At 68.9% G+C, this 18,565-nt stretch carries 15 protein-coding genes and 1 pseudogene; 7 read left to right on the forward strand and 9 right to left on the reverse strand.

Annotated features, from left to right (window positions below):
* Nucleotides 1–100 precede the first annotated feature (100 nt).
* A complete protein-coding gene (locus BLQ03_RS04840; protein ID WP_090753700.1) occupies nucleotides 101–1,369 on the forward strand; it encodes a glutamate-5-semialdehyde dehydrogenase in 1,269 nt (422 codons plus the stop codon).
* Between the two features lie 3 nt (nucleotides 1,370–1,372).
* Here the strand turns inward: BLQ03_RS04840 and BLQ03_RS04845 are convergent, their stop codons facing one another.
* The gene (locus BLQ03_RS04845; protein ID WP_090753505.1) at nucleotides 1,373–2,020 is read right to left on the reverse strand and encodes a histidine phosphotransferase family protein; all 648 of its coding nucleotides are present in this window, start codon (nucleotides 2,018–2,020) and stop codon (nucleotides 1,373–1,375) included.
* Nucleotides 2,021–2,062: 42 nt separating this feature from the next.
* Here BLQ03_RS04845 and BLQ03_RS04850 point away from each other — a divergent pair, with 42 nt between their 5' ends.
* The 3 genes from BLQ03_RS04850 (at nucleotide 2,063) to olsA (ending at nucleotide 4,004) form a co-directional block, all read left to right on the forward strand.
* Nucleotides 2,063–2,242 (forward strand): DUF3553 domain-containing protein, encoded by a 180-nt coding sequence (locus BLQ03_RS04850; protein ID WP_090753507.1) that lies wholly within the window; start codon nucleotides 2,063–2,065, stop codon nucleotides 2,240–2,242.
* A gap of 131 nt (nucleotides 2,243–2,373) precedes the next feature.
* Nucleotides 2,374–3,156 carry an L-ornithine N(alpha)-acyltransferase gene (gene olsB / locus BLQ03_RS04855; protein WP_090753508.1) on the forward strand — a complete coding sequence of 261 codons (783 nt, stop codon included), beginning with the start codon at nucleotides 2,374–2,376 and terminating at the stop codon, nucleotides 3,154–3,156.
* Nucleotides 3,153–4,004, forward strand: a complete 852-nt coding sequence (gene olsA, locus BLQ03_RS04860) for a lyso-ornithine lipid O-acyltransferase (protein ID WP_090753509.1) — start codon at nucleotides 3,153–3,155, stop codon at nucleotides 4,002–4,004. The genes olsB and olsA overlap by 4 nt, the downstream gene beginning before the upstream one ends.
* A 2-nt stretch (nucleotides 4,005–4,006) precedes the next feature.
* Here the strand turns inward: olsA and BLQ03_RS04865 are convergent, their stop codons facing one another.
* Together BLQ03_RS04865 and BLQ03_RS04870 are read right to left on the reverse strand one after the other, a co-directional pair.
* On the reverse strand, nucleotides 4,007–5,785 hold the full coding sequence (locus tag BLQ03_RS04865) for an SLC13 family permease (RefSeq protein WP_090753511.1): 1,779 nt from the start codon (nucleotides 5,783–5,785) through the stop codon (nucleotides 4,007–4,009).
* An 86-nt stretch (nucleotides 5,786–5,871) separates the two neighbouring features.
* Nucleotides 5,872–6,681 carry a TIGR00282 family metallophosphoesterase gene (locus tag BLQ03_RS04870; protein ID WP_090753512.1) on the reverse strand — a complete coding sequence of 270 codons (810 nt, stop codon included), beginning with the start codon at nucleotides 6,679–6,681 and terminating at the stop codon, nucleotides 5,872–5,874.
* 127 nt (nucleotides 6,682–6,808) lie between these two features.
* Here BLQ03_RS04870 and rarD point away from each other — a divergent pair, with 127 nt between their 5' ends.
* Complete coding sequence (rarD, locus tag BLQ03_RS04875; protein ID WP_090753514.1) at nucleotides 6,809–7,684, forward strand: EamA family transporter RarD; 876 nt, start codon at nucleotides 6,809–6,811, stop codon at nucleotides 7,682–7,684.
* A gap of 4 nt (nucleotides 7,685–7,688) precedes the next feature.
* On the opposite strand, the gene BLQ03_RS04880 is transcribed toward rarD, so the two are convergent.
* Genes BLQ03_RS04880 through glmU form a run of 3 tightly spaced genes read right to left on the reverse strand, consistent with a single transcriptional unit; the run spans nucleotide 7,689 to nucleotide 11,517 of the window.
* Nucleotides 7,689–8,294 carry a phosphatase PAP2 family protein gene (locus BLQ03_RS04880; RefSeq protein ID WP_090753515.1) on the reverse strand — a complete coding sequence of 202 codons (606 nt, stop codon included), beginning with the start codon at nucleotides 8,292–8,294 and terminating at the stop codon, nucleotides 7,689–7,691.
* Between the two features lie 60 nt (nucleotides 8,295–8,354).
* On the reverse strand, nucleotides 8,355–10,172 hold the full coding sequence (gene glmS, locus BLQ03_RS04885) for a glutamine--fructose-6-phosphate transaminase (isomerizing) (RefSeq protein WP_090753517.1): 1,818 nt from the start codon (nucleotides 10,170–10,172) through the stop codon (nucleotides 8,355–8,357).
* Between the two features lies 1 nt (nucleotide 10,173).
* Nucleotides 10,174–11,517: a bifunctional UDP-N-acetylglucosamine diphosphorylase/glucosamine-1-phosphate N-acetyltransferase GlmU gene (gene glmU / locus BLQ03_RS04890; protein ID WP_090753518.1), complete on the reverse strand. Its 1,344-nt coding sequence runs from the start codon at nucleotides 11,515–11,517 to the stop codon at nucleotides 10,174–10,176.
* A gap of 105 nt (nucleotides 11,518–11,622) precedes the next feature.
* On the opposite strand from glmU, the gene BLQ03_RS04895 reads away from it, so the two are divergent.
* A complete protein-coding gene (locus tag BLQ03_RS04895) occupies nucleotides 11,623–12,306 on the forward strand; it encodes an HAD-IA family hydrolase (protein ID WP_425415716.1) in 684 nt (227 codons plus the stop codon).
* A 72-nt stretch (nucleotides 12,307–12,378) separates the two neighbouring features.
* Here BLQ03_RS04895 and nagZ read toward each other — a convergent pair whose 3' ends face one another.
* The 3 genes from nagZ to argS form a co-directional block, all read right to left on the reverse strand.
* Nucleotides 12,379–13,383 carry a beta-N-acetylhexosaminidase gene (gene nagZ, locus BLQ03_RS04900; protein ID WP_090753520.1) on the reverse strand — a complete coding sequence of 335 codons (1,005 nt, stop codon included), beginning with the start codon at nucleotides 13,381–13,383 and terminating at the stop codon, nucleotides 12,379–12,381.
* A 41-nt stretch (nucleotides 13,384–13,424) separates the two neighbouring features.
* The gene (locus BLQ03_RS04905; RefSeq protein WP_090753521.1) at nucleotides 13,425–14,570 is read right to left on the reverse strand and encodes an SPOR domain-containing protein; all 1,146 of its coding nucleotides are present in this window, start codon (nucleotides 14,568–14,570) and stop codon (nucleotides 13,425–13,427) included.
* Between the two features lie 80 nt (nucleotides 14,571–14,650).
* Nucleotides 14,651–16,396: an arginine--tRNA ligase gene (gene argS, locus BLQ03_RS04910; protein WP_090753523.1), complete on the reverse strand. Its 1,746-nt coding sequence runs from the start codon at nucleotides 16,394–16,396 to the stop codon at nucleotides 14,651–14,653.
* Between the two features lie 263 nt (nucleotides 16,397–16,659).
* Between argS and BLQ03_RS04915 the strand changes: the two are divergent.
* A pseudogene (locus tag BLQ03_RS04915) lies at nucleotides 16,660–18,195 on the forward strand (DEAD/DEAH box helicase); the annotation flags it as partial.
* Between the last annotated feature and the right edge of the window lie 370 nt (nucleotides 18,196–18,565).

Genomic DNA, 18,565 nt, shown 5'->3' on the forward strand with positions numbered 1-18,565 from the left:
CCATTCCGTTCCGGTGGAGGATGTGGCACGCCTGCCTGACAGGACGGCCCGCGCGATGCAGGCGGGCGGCCCTCAGGATGGCTGCCGCAGGTTGACGACGATGAACGACATGACCGAGTCCCCCGAAGACCTGATCGCCCGCATGGGCGCCGCCGCCCGCGGCGCGGCGGTCCACCTCGCTCAGGCGCCTTCGGAGCAGAAGGACGCCGCCCTGTCCGCCGCCGCCGATGCGATCCTGCAGGCGGAAGCGGCGATCATGCAGGCGAATGCCGAGGACCTGGCCTATGCCGCCGAAAGGGGCCTGTCGCCCGCGATGACCGACCGGCTGCGGCTGGACCCTGCCCGCATCCGCGCCATCGCCGAGGGCCTCCGCGCCGTGGCTGGGCAGCCTGACCCGGTGGGCCGCGTGCTGGCCGAATGGGACCGGCCGAACGGGCTGCACATCCGGCGCGTGGCGACACCCATTGGCGTGCTGGGCGTGATCTATGAAAGCCGCCCGAACGTCACCGCCGACGCGGGCGCGCTGGCGCTCAAGTCCGGCAACGCCGTGATCCTGCGCGGGGGGACAGACAGCATCCATTCCTCGGCCGCGATCCACCGCTGCATGGCGCAGGGCCTTCGTCAGGCGGGCCTGCCCGAGGGTGCGATCCAGGTCGTGCCCACCCGCGACCGCGCGGCGGTGGCCGCCATGCTGCGGGCTCAGGGGCTGATCGACGTCATCATCCCGCGCGGCGGCAAGGGTCTGGTCGGGCTGGTGCAGGCCGAGGCGCGCGTGCCCGTCTTTGCCCACCTCGAGGGCATCTGCCATGTCTATGCCGACGGGGCGGCCGACCTCGACAAGGCCCGCCGCGTCGTCCTGAACGCCAAGACCCGGCGGACCGGCATCTGCGGCGCAGCCGAATGCCTGCTGATCGACCGCGCCTTTCGTGAAAAGCACGGCGATGTCCTGATCCGCGACCTGCTGGACGCGGGCGTCGAAGTGCGGGCCGAAGGCGAGCTGGCCGAGATCCCCGACACCGTTTCCGCCCAGCCCGAGGACTTCGGGCGCGAGTTCCTGGACAGCATCATCGCCGCGCGGCTGGTGGACGGCGTGGACGAGGCCATCGCCCATATCCGCCGCCACGGCTCGGGCCACACCGAGTCGATCCTGACCGAGGACGACGCCACGGCGGAACGGTTCTTCCGCGGGCTCGACTCGGCCATCCTGATGCGCAACGCCTCGACCCAGTTCGCGGACGGGGGCGAGTTCGGCATGGGCGCCGAGATCGGCATCGCCACCGGCAAGCTGCATGCGCGCGGCCCCGTGGGGGCCGAGCAGCTGACGAGCTTCAAGTATCTGGTGACCGGCGACGGCGCGATCCGGGGCTGAGCCTCAGAAGCTCAGCTCGGCCCCGCCGGCATCCACCCTCCAGGTCACGGGGCGGCGATGGTCGGCCGCCAGCGTCCCGAGAACGGCGAAATGCACCTCGGACGGTGCGGGGCTGGTATTCGGTGTCGGCGCCGCCTCCAGCCAGCGCCACAGCGATGGCTCGGGCCGGGTGCGCGAGGCCTGCCCCCCAAGCCTCCAGCCCTGCCCCTTTCGGGCGATGATCACCTTCCCGCCCCAAGGCATGGCCGAGTCCATGCACATGAGCGCAAGCAGCAGCATCCTCGCCTCGATGCGCGAGGCGTCCCCCCCGCCCTCGACCTCGACCGTCAGCCGTGCGTTCCGGGCATAATCCTGGGCAAGCTGGGTGATCTCGGCCACGGCGACGCGCTGATCCGCCGGCGCATAGCCGAAGGCCATCCGGTAATAGCGCACGCGCGACCGCGCGGCGCGCACGCTTTCCCCGATCAGCGTCAGTTCGGGCGAGTTGGCAAGACCGGGGTAGTCGCCCGACATTTCCAGCAGTTCGACTCCGTTGCCGATCGCGCCCAAGGGGGAAACGAGATCGTGACACAACCGCGCGGCCACCAGGCTGGCAAGGTTCGCGCCGGAGGCCGTATCGAGCGAGGCCGCCGGGATTGTGACCGGGGTCATCGTCCGTTAGCCTCGGAAGGCCCCCCAAGCGAAAGAGCACCGATGACCACCGAGATTCTCGAACCCGGAATGCTGGTCCGCAACCGCGAGGCACCGGAATGGGGCATCGGGCAGGTGCAATCCCGCATCGGCGACCGGGTAACGGTCAATTTTCCGGAAATGGGAAAACAGGTTCTGGACGGCCGTCGGGTTCGCCTGGAACTGATCACGGACAACTCCTAAATTGATAAAAAATCATTTGAGTTTATGACTTCATTACAACCTTTAAGCGTGTCAAGCGGATATCCGCCGAACGGATCGGCGCCGATTTCAACCTGCAGCGCCTTTGCAACGCAACAGGGTGAGGTTGGATCATGAAGGCTGATCCCGGCTGGTTGTCCGTGCGTCTGGGCACGAAGGAACAGGATCTGCGCGCCGCGCAGCGCCTGCGCTATCGCGTCTTTGTCGAGGAACTTGGCGGCGACGGTCCCCTGGTCGATCACGCCGCCCGGCTTGAGCGGGACGAGTTCGACGCGGTGGTCGATCACCTGCTGCTCGTCGATGCCCGCCGCGACCCGGCCGAGGGCGATCACGTCATCGGCGCTTACCGCCTGCTGCGCAGCGACGTGGCCGAGCGGTTCGGCCGCTACTACTGCGACGACGAATATGACCTGACGCCGCTGCGCGCATCCGGCCGGCGCATGGTCGAGTTGGGCCGATCCTGCGTCGATCCGGACTTCCGCGGCGGCTCGGGGATGTTCCTTCTGTGGAAAGCGCTGGCGGAGTATGTGCTGGACCACGGGATCGAGGTCCTGTTCGGCGTCGCCAGCTTCCACGGCACCGATGTCGCGCCGCTGGCGCAGGCTCTGTCCTGGCTGCACCACCATCACCTGGCGCCGCCGGACCTGCGCCCGGTCGCGCGGGGGCCGCAGTTGCAGCGCATGGATCTGGTGCCCGCCGACCGGCTTGACCGGCGCGCGGCGATGACGGCCATGCCGGCGCTGATCAAGGCCTATCTGCGGCTGGGTGGCGTCGTGGGCGAAGGCGCATGGATCGACCGCGCCTTCAACACGACGGACGTCTTCCTGCTGATGGACACCGCGGCCATGTCGGACCGGCACCGGAAATACTATCAGGACCGCTGGCAAGGCGCATGACGGCTCCGCGCGACGATGACCCCGTCCCTGCCCGTGGCTATTCCGCCACGTGGAGGGGCGAGCCGCCCGCCATGCCCTCCCGTCCGACACCGCTGGGCTGGCTGCTGGTCGCCCTGAGGGGGACTGCGGTCATCTCGGTCCTGCTGACGGGCGTTCTTCTGATCCTGCCCCTGCGCGCCGGGGAAAGCCTTGCTGCAGGCCGCCGCCGTCCGGTCACCGGTCCCTGGGTGCAGGGCGTCTGTCGCCTGTGCCTGTGGCTGATGGGCATCCGCTGGCACAGGCGGGGCAAGCCCATGCTCGGCGCCGGGGGCATGGTGGCGAACCACTCCACCTGGCTGGATATCTTCGCCCTGAACGCGGCGGCGCCCGTCTTCTTCGTCAGCAAGGCCGAGGTCGCGGGGTGGCCCGGCATCAACATCCTGACCCGCGTGACCGAGACGCATTTCGTCACCCGCGACCCGCGCCTGGCCCGCGCTCAGGCCGCCGAGTTCGCGGAACGCACCGCCCTTGGCCACCGGCTGTTGTTCTTCCCCGAGGGCACCAGCACCGACGGGCGACGGGTCCTGCCCTTCAAGCCGACGCTGTTTCAGGCCTTCCTGGACCCTGCGCTGCCGCCGGGTCTTTCGATCCAGCCCGTCAGCGTCCGCTACGAGGCGCCGAGCGGCCGCGATCCGCGCTTCTACGGCTGGTGGGGCGACATGGACCTCGGGCCGCATCTGCTGGCCGTGCTGGCACAGCCCCGGCAAGGGCGCATTACAGTCACCCTGCACCCGCCCATCCCGGTTGCAGGGCATGACCGCAAGGCACTGGCCGCCGCCGCCGAGCGCGCGGTCCGCTCTGCCGCCTGAGCTTACAGCGGCCAGATCAGCGGAATGGTCAGGCAGGCGGCGATCCCCGTCACGATGTCCAGCGGGATACCCAGGCGCATGAAGTCCGTAAAACGGTAGCCGCCCGGCCCATAGACCATCATGTGCGTCTGGTAGCCGATGGGCGTTGCGAAGGCGACCGAGGCCGAGAACATCACCGCCACGATGAAGGCGCGCGGGTCGTGCCCCAGTTGCGTCGCAAGCTCGATGGCGATGGGGGTCAGGATCACGGCAACGGCGTTGTTCGACAGGATCTCGGTCATGATCAGCCCGAGGAAATAGACCGCGATCAGCGTCCAGAAGGGGCTGAGGCCCGACAGCGACGGCGCCACGGCATCCACGATCAGGTTCACCGCCCCCGTGGCCTCCAGCGCCTCGCCGATGACCAGCATGGCGAAGATCAGCGCCAGCAGCCGCGCCTCGACGAAGCCGAAGGCCTCGTCAGGGTCCACGCAGCCCGCGATCAGGATGATGGCCGAGGCAAGAAAGGCCAGGCCCATGATCGGCGCCACGTCCAGCGCGGCCAGCAGCACGACCGCCAGCAGCGCGGCGGTGGCGATGGGCGCGTGGCGGCGGCGGAATGGCTTGGTCGTGGGCTGCGAGACATCGACAAGGTCCATGTCGGCGGCAAGCCGGGCGATGTCCTCGCGCGCGCCTTCCAGCAGCAGCGTGTCGCCCACGCGGATTTCCAGGTCGTCCAGCTGGCGGCCGATGTTCTGGTTCCGCCGGTGCGCCGCGATGGGATAAACGCCGTAACGGCGGCGCAGCCGCAGGTCGCCCAGGCGCCGCCCGATCATCCGCGCCCCGGGCGAGATCAGCACCTCGACCATCTCGGTCTGCACCGAGGAGAGCTTGTCGAGCGCCCGCAGTGCCTTGTCCTGCTGCATCTCCAGCAGGTCGGCCATGCCCGAGCGCAGCACGATGCGGTCGCCCGCTTCAAGCACGACCTCGCCCATGTTGCGGCGCAGCGAGGCGTCGCCCCGCAGCACGTCGATGACCCGCACGCCCTCGCGCTTGAAGATCCTCACCTCGCCGATGTTCATGCCGACGATGTTGCTGTCTTCGGGGATGGCGATCTCGGTGAAATAGCGCATCTGCGACCGGTCTGTCAGGAACGAGGCCATGGAGCCCCGCTCGGGCAGAAGCCGCCAGCCGACCAGGGCGATGAAGGCCGCGCCCGCCGCGGTGACGGCCAGCCCCACGGGCGCGATGTCGAAGATGCCGAAGGGCTCCAGCCCGCGGGCGCGCACCACGCCGTCCACCAGCAGGTTGGTGGATGTCCCGATCAGGGTAATCATGCCGCCCATCACGGTGAAGTAGCTCAGCGGCATCAGCAGCTTTGACGCGGAAATGCCCGCCTTACGCGCGACCTGGATGACGATGGGGATCATCACCGCCACGACAGGCGTGTTGTTCATGATGGCCGAGGCCACGCAGACAAAGGCAAACATCGCGGCAATGGTCACCAGCGGGTGCGTGTCGGCGCGCGAGGACACGATCCGGCTCAGATGGTCCAGCGCGCCGGTGCGCAGCAGGCCGCCCATGATGATGAACATGAAGGCGATGGTCCAAGGCGCGCTGTTCGACAGCACGCCCACCGCGTCGTCATAGGGGGCAAGGCCAAGGATCATCATCAGCGCCGCCACCCCGACGGCGATCACCTCGGGCGGATGGCGTTCGCGCACGAACATGACGAACATCAGCGCGATGATGACAAGGGTCAAGACGGCAGCGGTCTGGCCGGTCAACGCGATGCCGAACATGCGGGGAACCTCGTGATGCAATCCGCGGCAGGGCGGCGGGGCGACGGATGCCCGATTTTGGGTCAGGCCGCAAGAAAGGCGACGGCTCAGGCGCTGGGTTGCAGCCGCCCGCCGTCGCGCACCGGCCGGATCTCGGTGGCCAGCCCCGTGCGGTCGTCGGTGACGACCAGAACGCCCGACAGGGTGGCCTCGCCCTCGGCCGGGGTGAAGCGGTCGCGCCCCATGCCCGTCAGGAAGCGGCGCATCGGCTCGGCCTTGTCCATGCCGATCACGCTGTCATAATCGCCGCACATGCCCGCGTCGGACTGATAGGCCGTGCCGCGCGGCAGGACCTGCGTGTCGGCGGTGGGCACATGGGTGTGGGTGCCGACGACAAGGCTGGCCCGCCCGTCGCAGAAATGGCCCATCGCCATCTTCTCGCTGGTGGCCTCGGCATGGAAATCCACCACCGCCGCCTGCACCAGCCCACCCGGAGGATGGGCGCGCAGCACTTGGTCCACCGCGCTGAACGGATCGTCGAAGGGTCGCTTCATGAAGACCTGCCCCAGCGCCTGCACGACCAGCACCTTGCGGCCCCGCGCGTCCTGAAAAACGCGGTGACCGCGCCCCGGCGCCTCGCGGGCGAAGTTCAGGGGGCGCAGGACGCGGGGCTCCTCGGCGACAAAGGACAGCATGTCCTTCTGGTCGAAGGCATGGTCGCCCAGGGTGACGCAGTCGGCGCCCGCATCCAGGATCAGCCGGGCATGGGGCCCGGTCAGGCCCATGCCGCCGCTCGCGTTCTCGCCATTGACGATGGTGAAGTCGGCCTTCAGCCGCGCCTTCAGCCCCGCCAGCCGTTCCGTGATCGCCCGCCGACCCGACCGGCCCATCACGTCGCCTAGAAAGAGGATTCGCATGTGGCAGCGTTACTCCTGCGGGCGGGGCGACTCAACCCGGGCGAAGACTTTCCACGGAACGGAAAGCCGGGGATCAGCCCAAAGTCCCCCCTCGTCAGCGACAAGGGGCCGCGCTATCGAATGCGGCATGAGCCCCCAAGATTCCCCCCGAGGACTTGCCCTTGCGATTGGCGCCTACGTCATCTGGGGGCTGATGCCGCTGTATCTGCACGGGCTTGCCCATGTGCCGGCCGCCGAGGTGATCTCGCACCGCATCCTGTGGTCGCTGCCGATCGCGCTTGTGGTGCTGCGCCACAACGGACAGGTGGGAACCGTCGTGGATACCCTGCGCCAGCCGAGGCTGGTGGCGATGGCGGCGCTGACGGCGGTGCTGATCTCGGCCAACTGGATGGTCTATGTCTGGGCGGTGGCGAACGGGCAGGCCCTCCAGGCCGCGCTGGGCTATTACATCAACCCGCTGTTCAACATCCTTCTGGGCTGGGGCCTGCTGGGGGAACGGCTGAGCCGCCCGCAGGTGGGCGCGGTTGCCCTTGCCGCGATCGCGGTGGCCCTGCTGACCGTCGCCGCCGGAGAACTGCCGGTGATCGCCCTGTCGCTGACGCTGACCTGGGGCATCTACGCCTATTGCAAGCGCCGCCTGCCCCTGCCGCCGAACGAGGGCTTCACGGTCGAGGTGCTGCTGCTGTTCGCACCCTCGCTCGGCTACGTGCTGTGGCTTTTCGTGACGGGCCAAGGTCATTTCGGCACGAACCTGCAGGACACGCTGCTGCTGGCGGGCACGGGCGTCCTGACCGCCGGACCGCTGATGCTTTACGCGAACGGCGCCAAGCTGGTCCGCCTGTCCACCATGGGCGTGCTGCAATATATCGCGCCGACGATGGTGTTCCTGATCGCTGTCCTGGCCTTCGGCGAGCCCTTCCGGGGCGTCCAGCAGATCGCCTTCCCGCTGATCTGGGCGGCGCTGGTGCTTTACACCCTGACGCTGATCCCCCGCCGGGCCTGAGGGTTCAGTCCTCGTCCTGGCGCAGCGCGACCCGCAGGCGGGGACGCGCGCGGACCGCCTCGAAGACCGCGTCGACTGCCGCCTCGGCCACCAGGCCAACGAGGGCACCGGCCACTACATCCGTAAGGTGGTGCTTGGCGCGCGGCACCTGGACCAGCCCGACGATTCCGGCCGCTGCCAGCAGCGGACCCTGCGCATGCGGCGCCACGCGTCCCATGGCGCGGGCGGCCGCGACCGCATCGGCAGTATGGCCCGACGGGAACGAGTTGTAGTCATGTTCGTCCGGGCCGTTGACGCCCGTTTCGTAATGCCCTTCCTCAAGCAGCTTGTGCGGCCGGGTGCGCACGACCGCCGACTTGATCCGTCCCTTGATCTGCGTGGCGAGCCACAGCGAGGCCAAGGCCCGCGCGCCCCCTTCGGCCAGCCGCGACTGCCGGGTCAGAAGTCCGGCAACCGTTGCCGCCGCCGCCAGCGTGAAGGCCGGAGGCTGGTCGCTGATCTCGCTGAGAAAGCCCAGTGTCTCGACCGCGGGATGGTCGCGCAACTCCCCCGCCTCGACAGACAGGGCGACGTCGGCTTCGTGAAGGGTGTCGATGAGTGTCTCGGTCATGCCGGAGGAACCCGGCGGGCGTGCAAAGGTTGCGGCGCGCCAGCCGGAATCAGGCGGTGATCACTCGACTGTCACCGACTTGGCGAGGTTGCGGGGCTGGTCCACGTCCGTCCCTTTGGCCACAGCCGTGTGATAGGCCAGGAACTGCATGGGGATCGCATAAACGATGGGCGCGAAGGCGCCCCCGCCGGATGGCATCGTCAGCACCGCATGGGCACCCTCGCCGCCTGCCGCGATCCCCTCGGCGTCGGACACAAGCAGCACCTGGCCGTGGCGCGCCATCACCTCCTGCATGTTCGAGACGGTCTTGTCGAACAGCGGGTCGGTCGGGGCGAGCACCACCACGGGCACGTTGCGGTCAATCAACGCGATCGGCCCGTGCTTGAGTTCACCCGATGCATAACCTTCCGCGTGGATGTAGCTGATTTCCTTCAGCTTCAACGCGCCTTCAAGGGCGATGGGGAACAGCGCGCCACGGCCCAGGAACAGGACGTCCTGCGCTTCGGACAACCAGTCGGCCAAGCGCCGGCAGTCATCACCGGCGCCCACAGCCTGGCTGACCAGCGAGGGGATCGCCGTCAGGTCACGGATCTGCGCCGAGAGTTCCGTCGGCGACATCACGCCCCGGTCGGCGGCCGCCTTCAGCGCCAGCACGGCCAGCACCGCCAGCTGGCAGGTGAAGGCCTTGGTCGAGGCCACGCCGACCTCGACCCCCGCCAGGATCGGCAGGGCGATATCGGCGTCCCGCGCGATGGCCGAGGTGCCGACGTTCACGACGCCCACCGTCTTGGCGACCTTGTCCTTGCAGTAGTGCAGCGCGGCCAACGTGTCCGCCGTCTCGCCCGACTGGCTGACGAAGACGGCCCAGCTGCGCGGCGACAGCGGCGGCTCACGGTAACGGAACTCGGACGCCACATCGACGTCGCAGGGCAGGCCTGCCAGCCGCTCGAACCAGTATTTCGCCACATGCGCGGCGTAATAGGCCGTGCCGCAACCGACCAGCGTCAGCCGGTCCACGTCGCGGAAATCAACCGCCTCGGGCAGGACGATCCGGCCGTCCTTGATGTAATGGCTCAGCGCGTCGCCAAGGACGACCGGCTGCTGGGCGATCTCCTTGGCCATGAAATGCCGATAGCCACCCTTGTCGATGGCTGTCGCACCGACGTCGATGCGCGCCGTCTCGCGGTTGGTCTGCTGGCCATTCGCGTCGAAGATCGCCGCACCTTCGCGCGTGATGACGACATGGTCGCCGTCTTCCAGATAGGTGATCCGGTCCGTAAAGGGCGCCAGCGCGATGGCGTCCGAGCCGAGGAACATCTCGCCGTCCCCATGCCCCAAGGCCAGCGGGCTGCCCTTGCGGGCGCCGATCATCAGGTCGCCCTCTCCCTCGAACAGGAAGGCGAGCGCAAAGGCTCCCTGCAGGCGCGACAGCGTGGCGCGGACGGCCTGCACCGGGTCCATGCCCTGCGCCATGTGAAGCCCGGTCAGCAGAGCCACGGTTTCGGTGTCGGTCTCGGTCTGGGCGGCGATGCCGTTGGCGGCCAGGTAGGTGCGCAGTTCGCGGAAGTTCTCGATGATGCCGTTGTGGACGACGGCCACTGGGCCGTGCTTGTGGGGGTGGGCGTTTCCTTCCGTCGCCGCGCCATGGGTGGCCCAACGGGTGTGGCCGATGCCCGCGCGACCTTCCAGTGGGTCCAGCACCAGCAGGTCGGACAGGTTCACCAGCTTGCCGACCGCGCGGCGGCGGTCCAGCCGCCCCTCGCCGTCCACGGTCGCGACGCCCGCGCTGTCATAGCCGCGGTATTCCAGCCGCTTCAACGCCTCGACCAGCTGCGGCGCGACCTGGTTCTTGCCGAGTATCCCGATGATCCCGCACATCTTATGCTTTCCCCTTCGCCGCCCGCAGCGCCTGCATGATCCGTGTCGCCAATCCCGACTTGGTCACCTGCCGGGCGCGGCCCAGCCCCAAGGCCTCGTCGGGCAGGTCTTCGGTGATGACCGAACCCGAGCCGGTCATGGCCCGGTTGCCGACCTTGACCGGTGCGACCAGCATCGTGTCCGAGCCGATGAAGGCCTCGGCCCCGATCACGGTGCGGTGCTTGCCCACGCCGTCGTAGTTGCAGGTGACGGTGCCCGCACCGATGTTCGTGCGCTCGCCAACTTCGGCGTCGCCCAGATAGGTCAGGTGGCCGACCTTCACCCCTTCGGCCAGGACCGAGTTCTTGATTTCCACGAAGTTGCCGACATGGACGTCGCCACCGAGTTCCGCCCCTGGCCGCAGGCGTGCAAAGGGACCGACGGTCGCGCCCGCGCTGACGTGACAGCCCTCCAGATGGCAGAAAGGCAGGATCTCGGCCCCGCTTTCAACGGTGACGCCAGCGCCGAAGACCACGTTCTGCCCGATGATCGCGTCACGGCCAATGAAGGTGTCGAGCGCGAACCAGACCGTCTGAGGATCGGCCATGGTCACGCCATTCTCCAGCATCTCGGCCCGGCGGCGGGCCTGAAAGGCAGACTCGGCCGCCGCAAGCTCGGCGCGGGTGTTGATGCCGAGCGTCTCGGCCTCGTCGCAGGTAACCACGGCGGCGCTGCGGCCTTCCTGCCGCGCAAGGCCCACGACGTCGGTCAGGTAGTATTCCCCCGACGCGTTGTCGTTGCCGAGACGGCCCACGAGATCGCGCAGCAGCGCCGCGTCCGCCGCCATGACGCCGGAATTGCACAGCGCGATGGCCCGCGTGGCCTCGTCGGCGTCCTTGTATTCGACGATGCGGTCCAGCGTGTCGCCGCGCACCACGAGCCGGCCATAGCGGCCGGGATCGGCGGCCTCGAAGCCCAGCACGACCACGTCTGCCGGATGGCTGACCAGCGCCGCCAGGGTATCCGCGCCGATGAAGGGGGTGTCGCCGTAAAGGACGACGACCTTGCCCTCGAAGCCCTCCAGCAGCGGCAGGGCCTGCGCCACGGCATGGCCGGTGCCGAGCTGCTGGTCCTGAAGGGCGATCTGCGCCTCGGGGTCGAGCTTGGCGACAGCCTTCCTCACCGCCTCGGCCCCGTGGCCCGCGACGACGACCACCCGGTCGGGGTCGAGGCTGCGGCCCGCCGCAAGCGCATGGCCTACCAGCGGCACGCCCCCCAGCCGGTGCAGCACCTTGGGCAGGTCCGACAGCATCCGGCTGCCCTGCCCCGCCGCCAGCACCACCAACGCCACCGCCCCATCCGTCATCCGCCTGCCCCGCCCGTTCATTGATCTTTGTCAGCGTTCTAGCTAGGCGCGCTGCAAGACGGAAGGGTGCGCCCGGTCACAGAATTTGTCGAAAGGTTACGGAATATGGGCATGGATCGCGGCACGGTGGTGTTCGACCTGGACGGAACGCTCGCGGATACCGCGGCGGACTTGATCGCAGCGGCGAATGCCTGCTTCGAAAGCCGCGGCCTGGGGCGGCTGCTGGACCCGGCCGCCGATGCGGAAATCGCTTTCCACGGGGGCCGCGCCATGCTGCGCGCGGGCTATGCAAGAGTGCCCGCCGACACGCTGCTGCCGCCAGACGCGGAGGAGGTGGACTTCCCCCGGCTCCTCTCCTTTTATGACGACTGCCTGGCTGACAGCACCCGTCTTTACGATGGCGTCGAACCCGCGCTGCACGCCTTGGCCGCCGAGGGTTTCAGGCTGGCGATCTGCACAAACAAGCCCTTGGCACTGGCCGAGAAATTGCTGTCTGCCTTGAATGTGCGTGAACAATTTAGCGGCATGATCGGCGCCGACAGCCTGCCTGTCCGCAAGCCCGATCCCCGCCCCTATCGTGCCGCTGTCGCGCAGGCCGGTGGAGAGGTTTCGCGGTCCTTCCTGCTGGGCGACACGGAAACGGACGTGAAGACCGCGCGGGCCGCGGGCGTGCGTGTATCGCTGATCGGCTTCGGGCCGGAAGGCGCAGGGATCTCGCGGCTGTCCCCGGATCATGTGCTGAACCGCTTCGCGGACCTGCCAGCCTTGGCGCGGGAGTGGCTGGCATAGAGAGGGGCGCTGCCCCTCGCGCCTGCGGCGCTCACCCCGGGATATTTGGACGAAGAAGAAGCCCTCGGCGCCTCAGGCAGCGAGGAGTGCAGCAAGTTGGGCGCGCAGGTCGGCGGGCGAGGCCGGGTCGGGCGGACCCCGGCGGGCCAGCGCGGCCTCGGCGCGGGCCTGCGCATCGGGAGTCATGCGGCCGGCAGCCTCGGTGACCTGTTCGAACTCGGCCCGGGTGAGGTTGCAGGCGAGCACAAGGTCGCAGCCTGCGGCGATGGCAGCGGCGGCGCGCTCGGCGGGGGTGCCGCTCAGGGCATTCATGCCGATGTCGTCGCTCATCAGCAGGCCCTCGAAGCCGATGCGTTCGCGGATCAGCCGGATCGCGGCGGGCGAGGCGGTCGCTGGCCGGTCGTCCAACTGGGTCAGGCGGATATGTGCGGTCATCCCCAGCGGCAGGTCATTCAGCGCACGGAACGGCGCAAAATCGGTTGCGTCCAGGTCGTCGAGCGCCACGTCTAACACCGGCAGGTCGTGGTGGCTGTCCACCCGCGTCCGGCCATGACCGGGCATGTGCTTGACGATGGGCAGCACTCCGGCCGCCAGCAACCCGTCAGCCGCGGCCCGACCCATCAGGGCCACGGTTCCTGCATCCGTGCCGAAGCAGCGGTTGCGCAGGAAAGGGTGCGTGGCGTGGTCCGCGATGTCGAGGCAGGGCGCGGCGTCGGCGTCGATTCCGACGGCGCGCAACTCTTGCCCCATCAGCCGGTGGCGCAGGTAGACGGCGCGGGGACCGTCAACGGCGCTGTCCATGGCGGCGGGCCAGTCGGTCCAGTGCGGCGCGCGCAAGCGCTGGACGCGCCCGCCCTCCTGGTCAACCATCACCACCGCGTTGCGGCCCACAGCCTCGCGCAGGTTATCCGTCAGGCGGCGCAGTTGGTCGGGATCGGCCACGTTGCGGGCGAAGAGGATGAAGCCCCAAGGGTCCGCATTGCGCAGGAAGGCCCGCTCGTCGGGGGAAAGCGCCAGTCCCTCGACCCCCAGGATCGTCGCACCATGCCCCCCGGAAAACGAAGCCCCGGCCTGCACGGTCGGGGCTGTCGTGGTCGCATGATCTGTCGTCCCGCCGGTCACTGCGCGGCTGCGGGGATGCAGTCGTTGCCCGCGGCGATCAGGGCGGCGCAGAACTTGCGCGCCTCGTCACGGGACTCGAAGCCGGCGATGCGCAGGCGATAGAAGGTGCGTCCGCCCGCCTTGTGCTGCTGCACGACCGGAGCCTTGCCCGCAAACAGGTCGCCATAACGGCCGGAGATGCGGCTCCACTCGCTTTCGGCGATGGCGCCGCTGTCGAAGGCGCCGATCTGCACCAGCGGCGCGCCCGAGGCGAGCTGGACCGGAGGAGTCTCGACAGGCGCCTCGGCGGCAGGCGCGGCATCGGTCACGGTCTCTGCCGCGGCGGCAGGGGCGCTGACGGCCGGGGCCACCGCAGCGATGCGGCGCGGACGCGGCAGCGGGCGGGTGGGGGTGGCGACCGAAGGCGCCGCGCCGGCCTCTGCCAGGGCACCGGTGATGGCGGTGTCCAGCGCGGGCTGGCCGTTCGTATCGGTGACGGCCGCGGCAACCGAGACGCTGTCGGCCTCGGCCGGCGCGACGGCAGGGACGCCCGTGGCCATCGCGGCAGCTTCGGCTTCGGCTTCCAGCACGGCCTGGCGCGCGGACTCGGCGTCGGTCATGGCGATGGCGGGGGTGCCGGCCGGTTCGATGATCTCGTCGATGGCGGCAGGCTCGCGCGCAGTGGCGCCAAGCTCGCCCATCGCCACGTCCTGCCCGTCCAGCGCGGTCGGCGCGGGGGCGATGGCGACCCGCTCGACCGGAGCGCTTTCGGTGCCGGCGGCGACGTCGTTGACGGCAAGACCCTCGCGATCCGACAGCGTTCCACCGGGTTCCTCGGGCGCGATCCGGGCCTCGCCCTCGACCGCGCGGATGACGGGAACGCCCGACACGTCGCGGACGACCAGCTGGTAGCCCCAGACAAGCAGGGCGAGCATGAGGACCACGGACACCAGTGCGCCCAGATAGTGCGTCAGGCGGGCAACCCGGCCAAGGACGCCGCTGCGGTCGGACAGGCGGGCGCCGTCAGGCTGCCCCTCGAGGGCCAGTTCGTCCCAGTCCTCGGCATTCCAGTCATGTGCCGTGTAGGGAATGTCCGTGTCGCCGTGCCCGTAAGACCCACGCGAGTCGTCGTACCCGCCGGAGCGGAAATCCACCACCGTCATCGTATCCTGTCCTGCCTGTCCACCGGTTATGGTCCGGTTTTCGTTGACCGCTCGTCACCCCGTGGCTGGATGCGTCTTGATCAGCGCATTTCCTTTGCCGGAGTGACGCCCAAGATACCCAAACCTGCTGAAATGACAACGCCGACCGCGCGCGCCAATGCGATTTTCGCCGATGTTGCGGCGATGTCACCATCCTGCACGAAACGCAGCGTCACCTCGTCGTTGCCGCGGTTCCATAGCACGTGCAGGTCCGAGGCGAGATCGTAGAGGAAGAAGGCGATCCGGTGCGGCTCATGCGCGCGGGCGGCGATCTCGACGATGCGGGGCCATTCCGAGATGCGGCGGGCAAGTGCCTGCTGCGCCGGATGGTCCAGCGCGGCAAGGTCCGCCTGCGCGAGCGCGGCATCGGAAATGTCCGCGCCCATCTCGCCTGCCCGGCGCAGCACGCTGTTGATGCGGGCGCTGGCGTACTGGACGTACCAGACCGGGTTGTCCTTGGACTGTTCCAGCACCTTGTCGAAGTCGAAATCCAGCGCCGCGTCGTTCTTGCGCGTCAGCATGTGGAAGCGGGTGACGTCGCGGCCCGCCTGTTCCACCACGTCGCGCAGGGTGACAAAGGTGCCCGCCCGCTTGGACATCTTGAAGGGCTCGCCGTTCTTGAACAGCTTGACCAGCTGGATCAGCTTGACGTCCAGTGGCACCCGCCCGTTCGACAGCGCCGAGACGGCGGCCTGCATCCGCTTGACATAGCCGCCGTGGTCGGCGCCGAAGATGTCGATCAGCTGGTCGAAGCCGCGGTCGATCTTGTCCCAGTGATACGCAATATCCGGCGCGAAATAGGTCCAAGACCCGTCCGACTTCTTGACCGGCCGGTCCACGTCGTCCCCATGCGCGGTGGACCGGAACAGCGTCTGCTCGCGCGGCTCCCAGTCCTCGGGGGTCTTGCCCTTGGGGGGCTCAAGCACGCCCTCGTAGATCAGGTCTTGGGACCGCAGGCGGTCGATGGCGGCCTCGATCCGGCCGGTGCCGTAAAGCGCCTTTTCCGAGGAATAGACGTCCATGGTGACGCCCAGCAGGTCCAGATCCTCGCGGATCATCTGCATCATGACCTCGGTGGCGAACTCGCGCACCTCGGCCAGCCAGTCCGCCTCGGGCTTGTCGAGCAGGCTGTCGCCGAAACGCGCCTTGAGCGCCTCGCCCACGGGGATCAGGTAGTCGCCGGGATACAGGCCCTCGGCGATCTGCGGTTCCAGCCCATGCGCCTCGCGGTAGCGTTCATAGGCCGAGCGGGCCAGAACATCGACCTGCGCGCCCCCGTCGTTGATGTAGTATTCGCGCGTGACGTCCTCGCCCGCGAACTGCAGCAGGTTCGCCAGGGCGTCGCCGAAGACCGCGCCGCGCATGTGGCCCACATGCATGGGGCCGGTAGGGTTGGCGCTGACGAACTCGACGTTGACCCTCTGGCCCTGGCCGAGAGGCACGCGGCCATAGTCGGCGGGGGCCGACAGGGCGGCGCGCAGCACCTCGGCCCAGATGCCGGGGGCAAGGCGCAGGTTCAGGAAGCCGGGGCCCGCGACCTCGGCGCTTGCGACGCGGGGATCGCCCGTCAGGCGCGCGGCCAGCAGGTCCGCGATCTCGCGCGGTTTCATGCCGGCGGGCTTGGCCAGCACCATGGCGGCGTTGGTGGCCATGTCGCCATGGGCGGGGTCGCGCGGAGGCTCGACCGCGACGGCATTGAAGTCGAGGTTGCCGGGCAGCTCGCCCGCTTCGGTCAGGTCGGTCAGCGCGCGGATCACCAGGGCGCGGATGTCTGCGAAGATATTCATGTCTCTCTCATCCTGTCCGCCCTGCGATAGCGAAGCGGCCCGCCCGCCGCAACCGAAGGCGCGATGTTCCGGTGCGACTTGAAACCCTTGAGCCCTGCGCCCACCTTCCTGCAATCGCGCTTTCATTTGACCTTCGGCACGTTCTGCTGTAGGTGCGCGAGGCCCGCATCCGGCGGGCAACCGAGGGGCGCATGGAAGGCCGCGTCCCGCTTATCGCGCAAATTGGCGCGTCGGACAGCGACACCTCCTTTTGAAAGACCCCGATGACGAAATTCTCCGATCTCAAGCTTGACCCCAAGGTTCTGCAGGCGATTGCCGAGGCGGGCTATGAGACCCCTACCCCCATTCAGGCCGGCGCCATTCCGCCCGCGCTAGAGGGCCGCGACGTGCTGGGCATCGCCCAGACCGGCACCGGCAAGACCGCCAGCTTCACCCTGCCGATGATCACCCTGCTGGGCCGCGGCCGGGCACGGGCGCGGATGCCGCGCAGCCTCGTGCTGGCGCCGACGCGGGAACTGGCCGCGCAGGTGGCCGAGAACTTCGACACCTATGCCAAGCACACCAAGCTGACCAAGGCCCTGCTGATTGGCGGCGTGTCCTTCGGCGAGCAGGACAAGCTGATCGACCGCGGCGTGGACGTGCTGATCGCCACCCCCGGCCGCCTTCTGGACCATTTCGAGCGCGGCAAGCTGCTGCTGACGGGCGTCCAGATCATGGTCGTGGACGAGGCCGACCGGATGCTCGACATGGGCTTCATCCCGGACATCGAGCGCATCTTCCAGCTGACCCCCTTCACCCGGCAGACGCTGTTCTTCTCGGCCACCATGGCGCCCGAGATCGAGCGGATCACCGACACCTTCCTGCACGCCCCCGAGCGGATCGAGGTCGCGCGCCAGGCCACGACCTCCGAAACGATCACCCAGCGCCTGGTCGAGCTGACCCCCACCCGCAAGGACCAGACCGCCAAGCAGAAGCGCGAACTGCTGCGGGCGCTGATCGACGCCGAGGGCGAGGGCCTGAAGAACGCCATCATCTTCTGCAACCGCAAGACGGACGTGGACATCGTCGCCAAGTCGCTGAAGGCGCATGGCTATGACGCCGCGCCCATCCATGGCGACCTGGACCAGCGCGTCCGCATGGCGACGCTGGACGGCTTCCGCGAAGGGACGCTGCGCTTCCTCGTGGCGTCCGACGTGGCGGCGCGGGGGCTCGACATTCCGGCGGTCAGCCATGTCTTCAACTTCGACCTGCCGAGCCATGCCGAGGACTACGTCCACCGCATCGGCCGCACCGGCCGGGCCGGACGCGAAGGCACGGCGATCTCCATCGGAACGCCTGCGGACGAGAAATACCTTTCGGCCATCGAGAACCTGGTCAAGCAGAGTCTGCCCCGCGCCAGCGCCCCTGAAGGCTTCCGCCTGTCCGACGCCGCGCAGAAGCCCCCGCGTCCCGCGTCCGAGCGCGGCAATTCGCGCGGCGCGCCGACGCGCACCCGCTCTCGCCGCAGCTCGCCGCGCGAGGAAAGCGTCAAGGAACCTGTCGAGGCAGCCGAGGTGGTTATCGAGGAAAAGCGCACGCCCGAGCGTGCGCCCGAGCCGCGCGGGCCGAATGGCAACGGCGCACGGAACGGCCGCGCCGAGGAACGTCAGGAACGTCCGGCCGAGCGCCGCGATGAACGGCGCGACAATGGGCGCGAGGACCGCCGCGACGACCGGCGCGAGCGTTACCGCGACCGCGATCGCGGACCGGGCGTGGTCGGCATGGGCGATCACACACCCGACTTCCTGCTGACCAGCTTCAGCGATGCCTTGGCCGTGACCGAGGCCCGCATGGCCGCGAACGCCAACAAGCCCGCGGCCCCCGAAGCGGTGGCCGAGGAGCCGAAGGCCGAGGAGCTCGTGGCGGAAGCCGTGGCCGTGGTCGAGGTGCCGGAAGCCGCGGAAGCCGAAGCGCCCCAGAAGCGCAGCCGTTCGCGCCGCAGCCGCTCGCCCCGCGCAGTGGCCGAAGCCGAAACGACTGCTGACGAGGCGGTGAAGCCGGAGCAGGATGCGGCTGCGCCCTCGGGGGATGCTGCGGTCGAGGAAGCAGCAACCGAAGCTGCGGCAGAGCCGGCCTCCGAACCGCAGGCCGAGAAGCCTGCCAAGAAGCGCGCCCCTCGCACGCGCCGCA

Source organism: Paracoccus chinensis, from assembly GCF_900102885.1.
In the GTDB taxonomy this organism is placed as follows: Bacteria; Pseudomonadota; Alphaproteobacteria; order Rhodobacterales; family Rhodobacteraceae; genus Paracoccus; species Paracoccus chinensis.

What these genes read in the sequence shown, in the direction of transcription:
- BLQ03_RS04840 (WP_090753700.1), top strand. Translation starts at nt 101, where the DNA reads ATGAACGACATGACCGAGTCCCCCGAAGACCTGATCGCCCGCATGGGC.
- BLQ03_RS04845 (WP_090753505.1), bottom strand. Translation starts at nt 2,020, where the DNA reads ATGACCCCGGTCACAATCCCGGCGGCCTCGCTCGATACGGCCTCCGGC.
- BLQ03_RS04850 (WP_090753507.1), top strand. Translation starts at nt 2,063, where the DNA reads ATGACCACCGAGATTCTCGAACCCGGAATGCTGGTCCGCAACCGCGAG.
- olsB (WP_090753508.1), top strand. Translation starts at nt 2,374, where the DNA reads ATGAAGGCTGATCCCGGCTGGTTGTCCGTGCGTCTGGGCACGAAGGAA.
- olsA (WP_090753509.1), top strand. Translation starts at nt 3,153, where the DNA reads ATGACGGCTCCGCGCGACGATGACCCCGTCCCTGCCCGTGGCTATTCC.
- BLQ03_RS04865 (WP_090753511.1), bottom strand. Translation starts at nt 5,785, where the DNA reads ATGTTCGGCATCGCGTTGACCGGCCAGACCGCTGCCGTCTTGACCCTT.
- BLQ03_RS04870 (WP_090753512.1), bottom strand. Translation starts at nt 6,681, where the DNA reads ATGCGAATCCTCTTTCTAGGCGACGTGATGGGCCGGTCGGGTCGGCGG.
- rarD (WP_090753514.1), top strand. Translation starts at nt 6,809, where the DNA reads ATGAGCCCCCAAGATTCCCCCCGAGGACTTGCCCTTGCGATTGGCGCC.
- BLQ03_RS04880 (WP_090753515.1), bottom strand. Translation starts at nt 8,294, where the DNA reads ATGACCGAGACACTCATCGACACCCTTCACGAAGCCGACGTCGCCCTG.
- glmS (WP_090753517.1), bottom strand. Translation starts at nt 10,172, where the DNA reads ATGTGCGGGATCATCGGGATACTCGGCAAGAACCAGGTCGCGCCGCAG.
- glmU (WP_090753518.1), bottom strand. Translation starts at nt 11,517, where the DNA reads ATGACGGATGGGGCGGTGGCGTTGGTGGTGCTGGCGGCGGGGCAGGGC.
- BLQ03_RS04895 (WP_425415716.1), top strand. Translation starts at nt 11,623, where the DNA reads ATGGGCATGGATCGCGGCACGGTGGTGTTCGACCTGGACGGAACGCTC.
- BLQ03_RS04905 (WP_090753521.1), bottom strand. Translation starts at nt 14,570, where the DNA reads ATGACGGTGGTGGATTTCCGCTCCGGCGGGTACGACGACTCGCGTGGG.
- argS (WP_090753523.1), bottom strand. Translation starts at nt 16,396, where the DNA reads ATGAATATCTTCGCAGACATCCGCGCCCTGGTGATCCGCGCGCTGACC.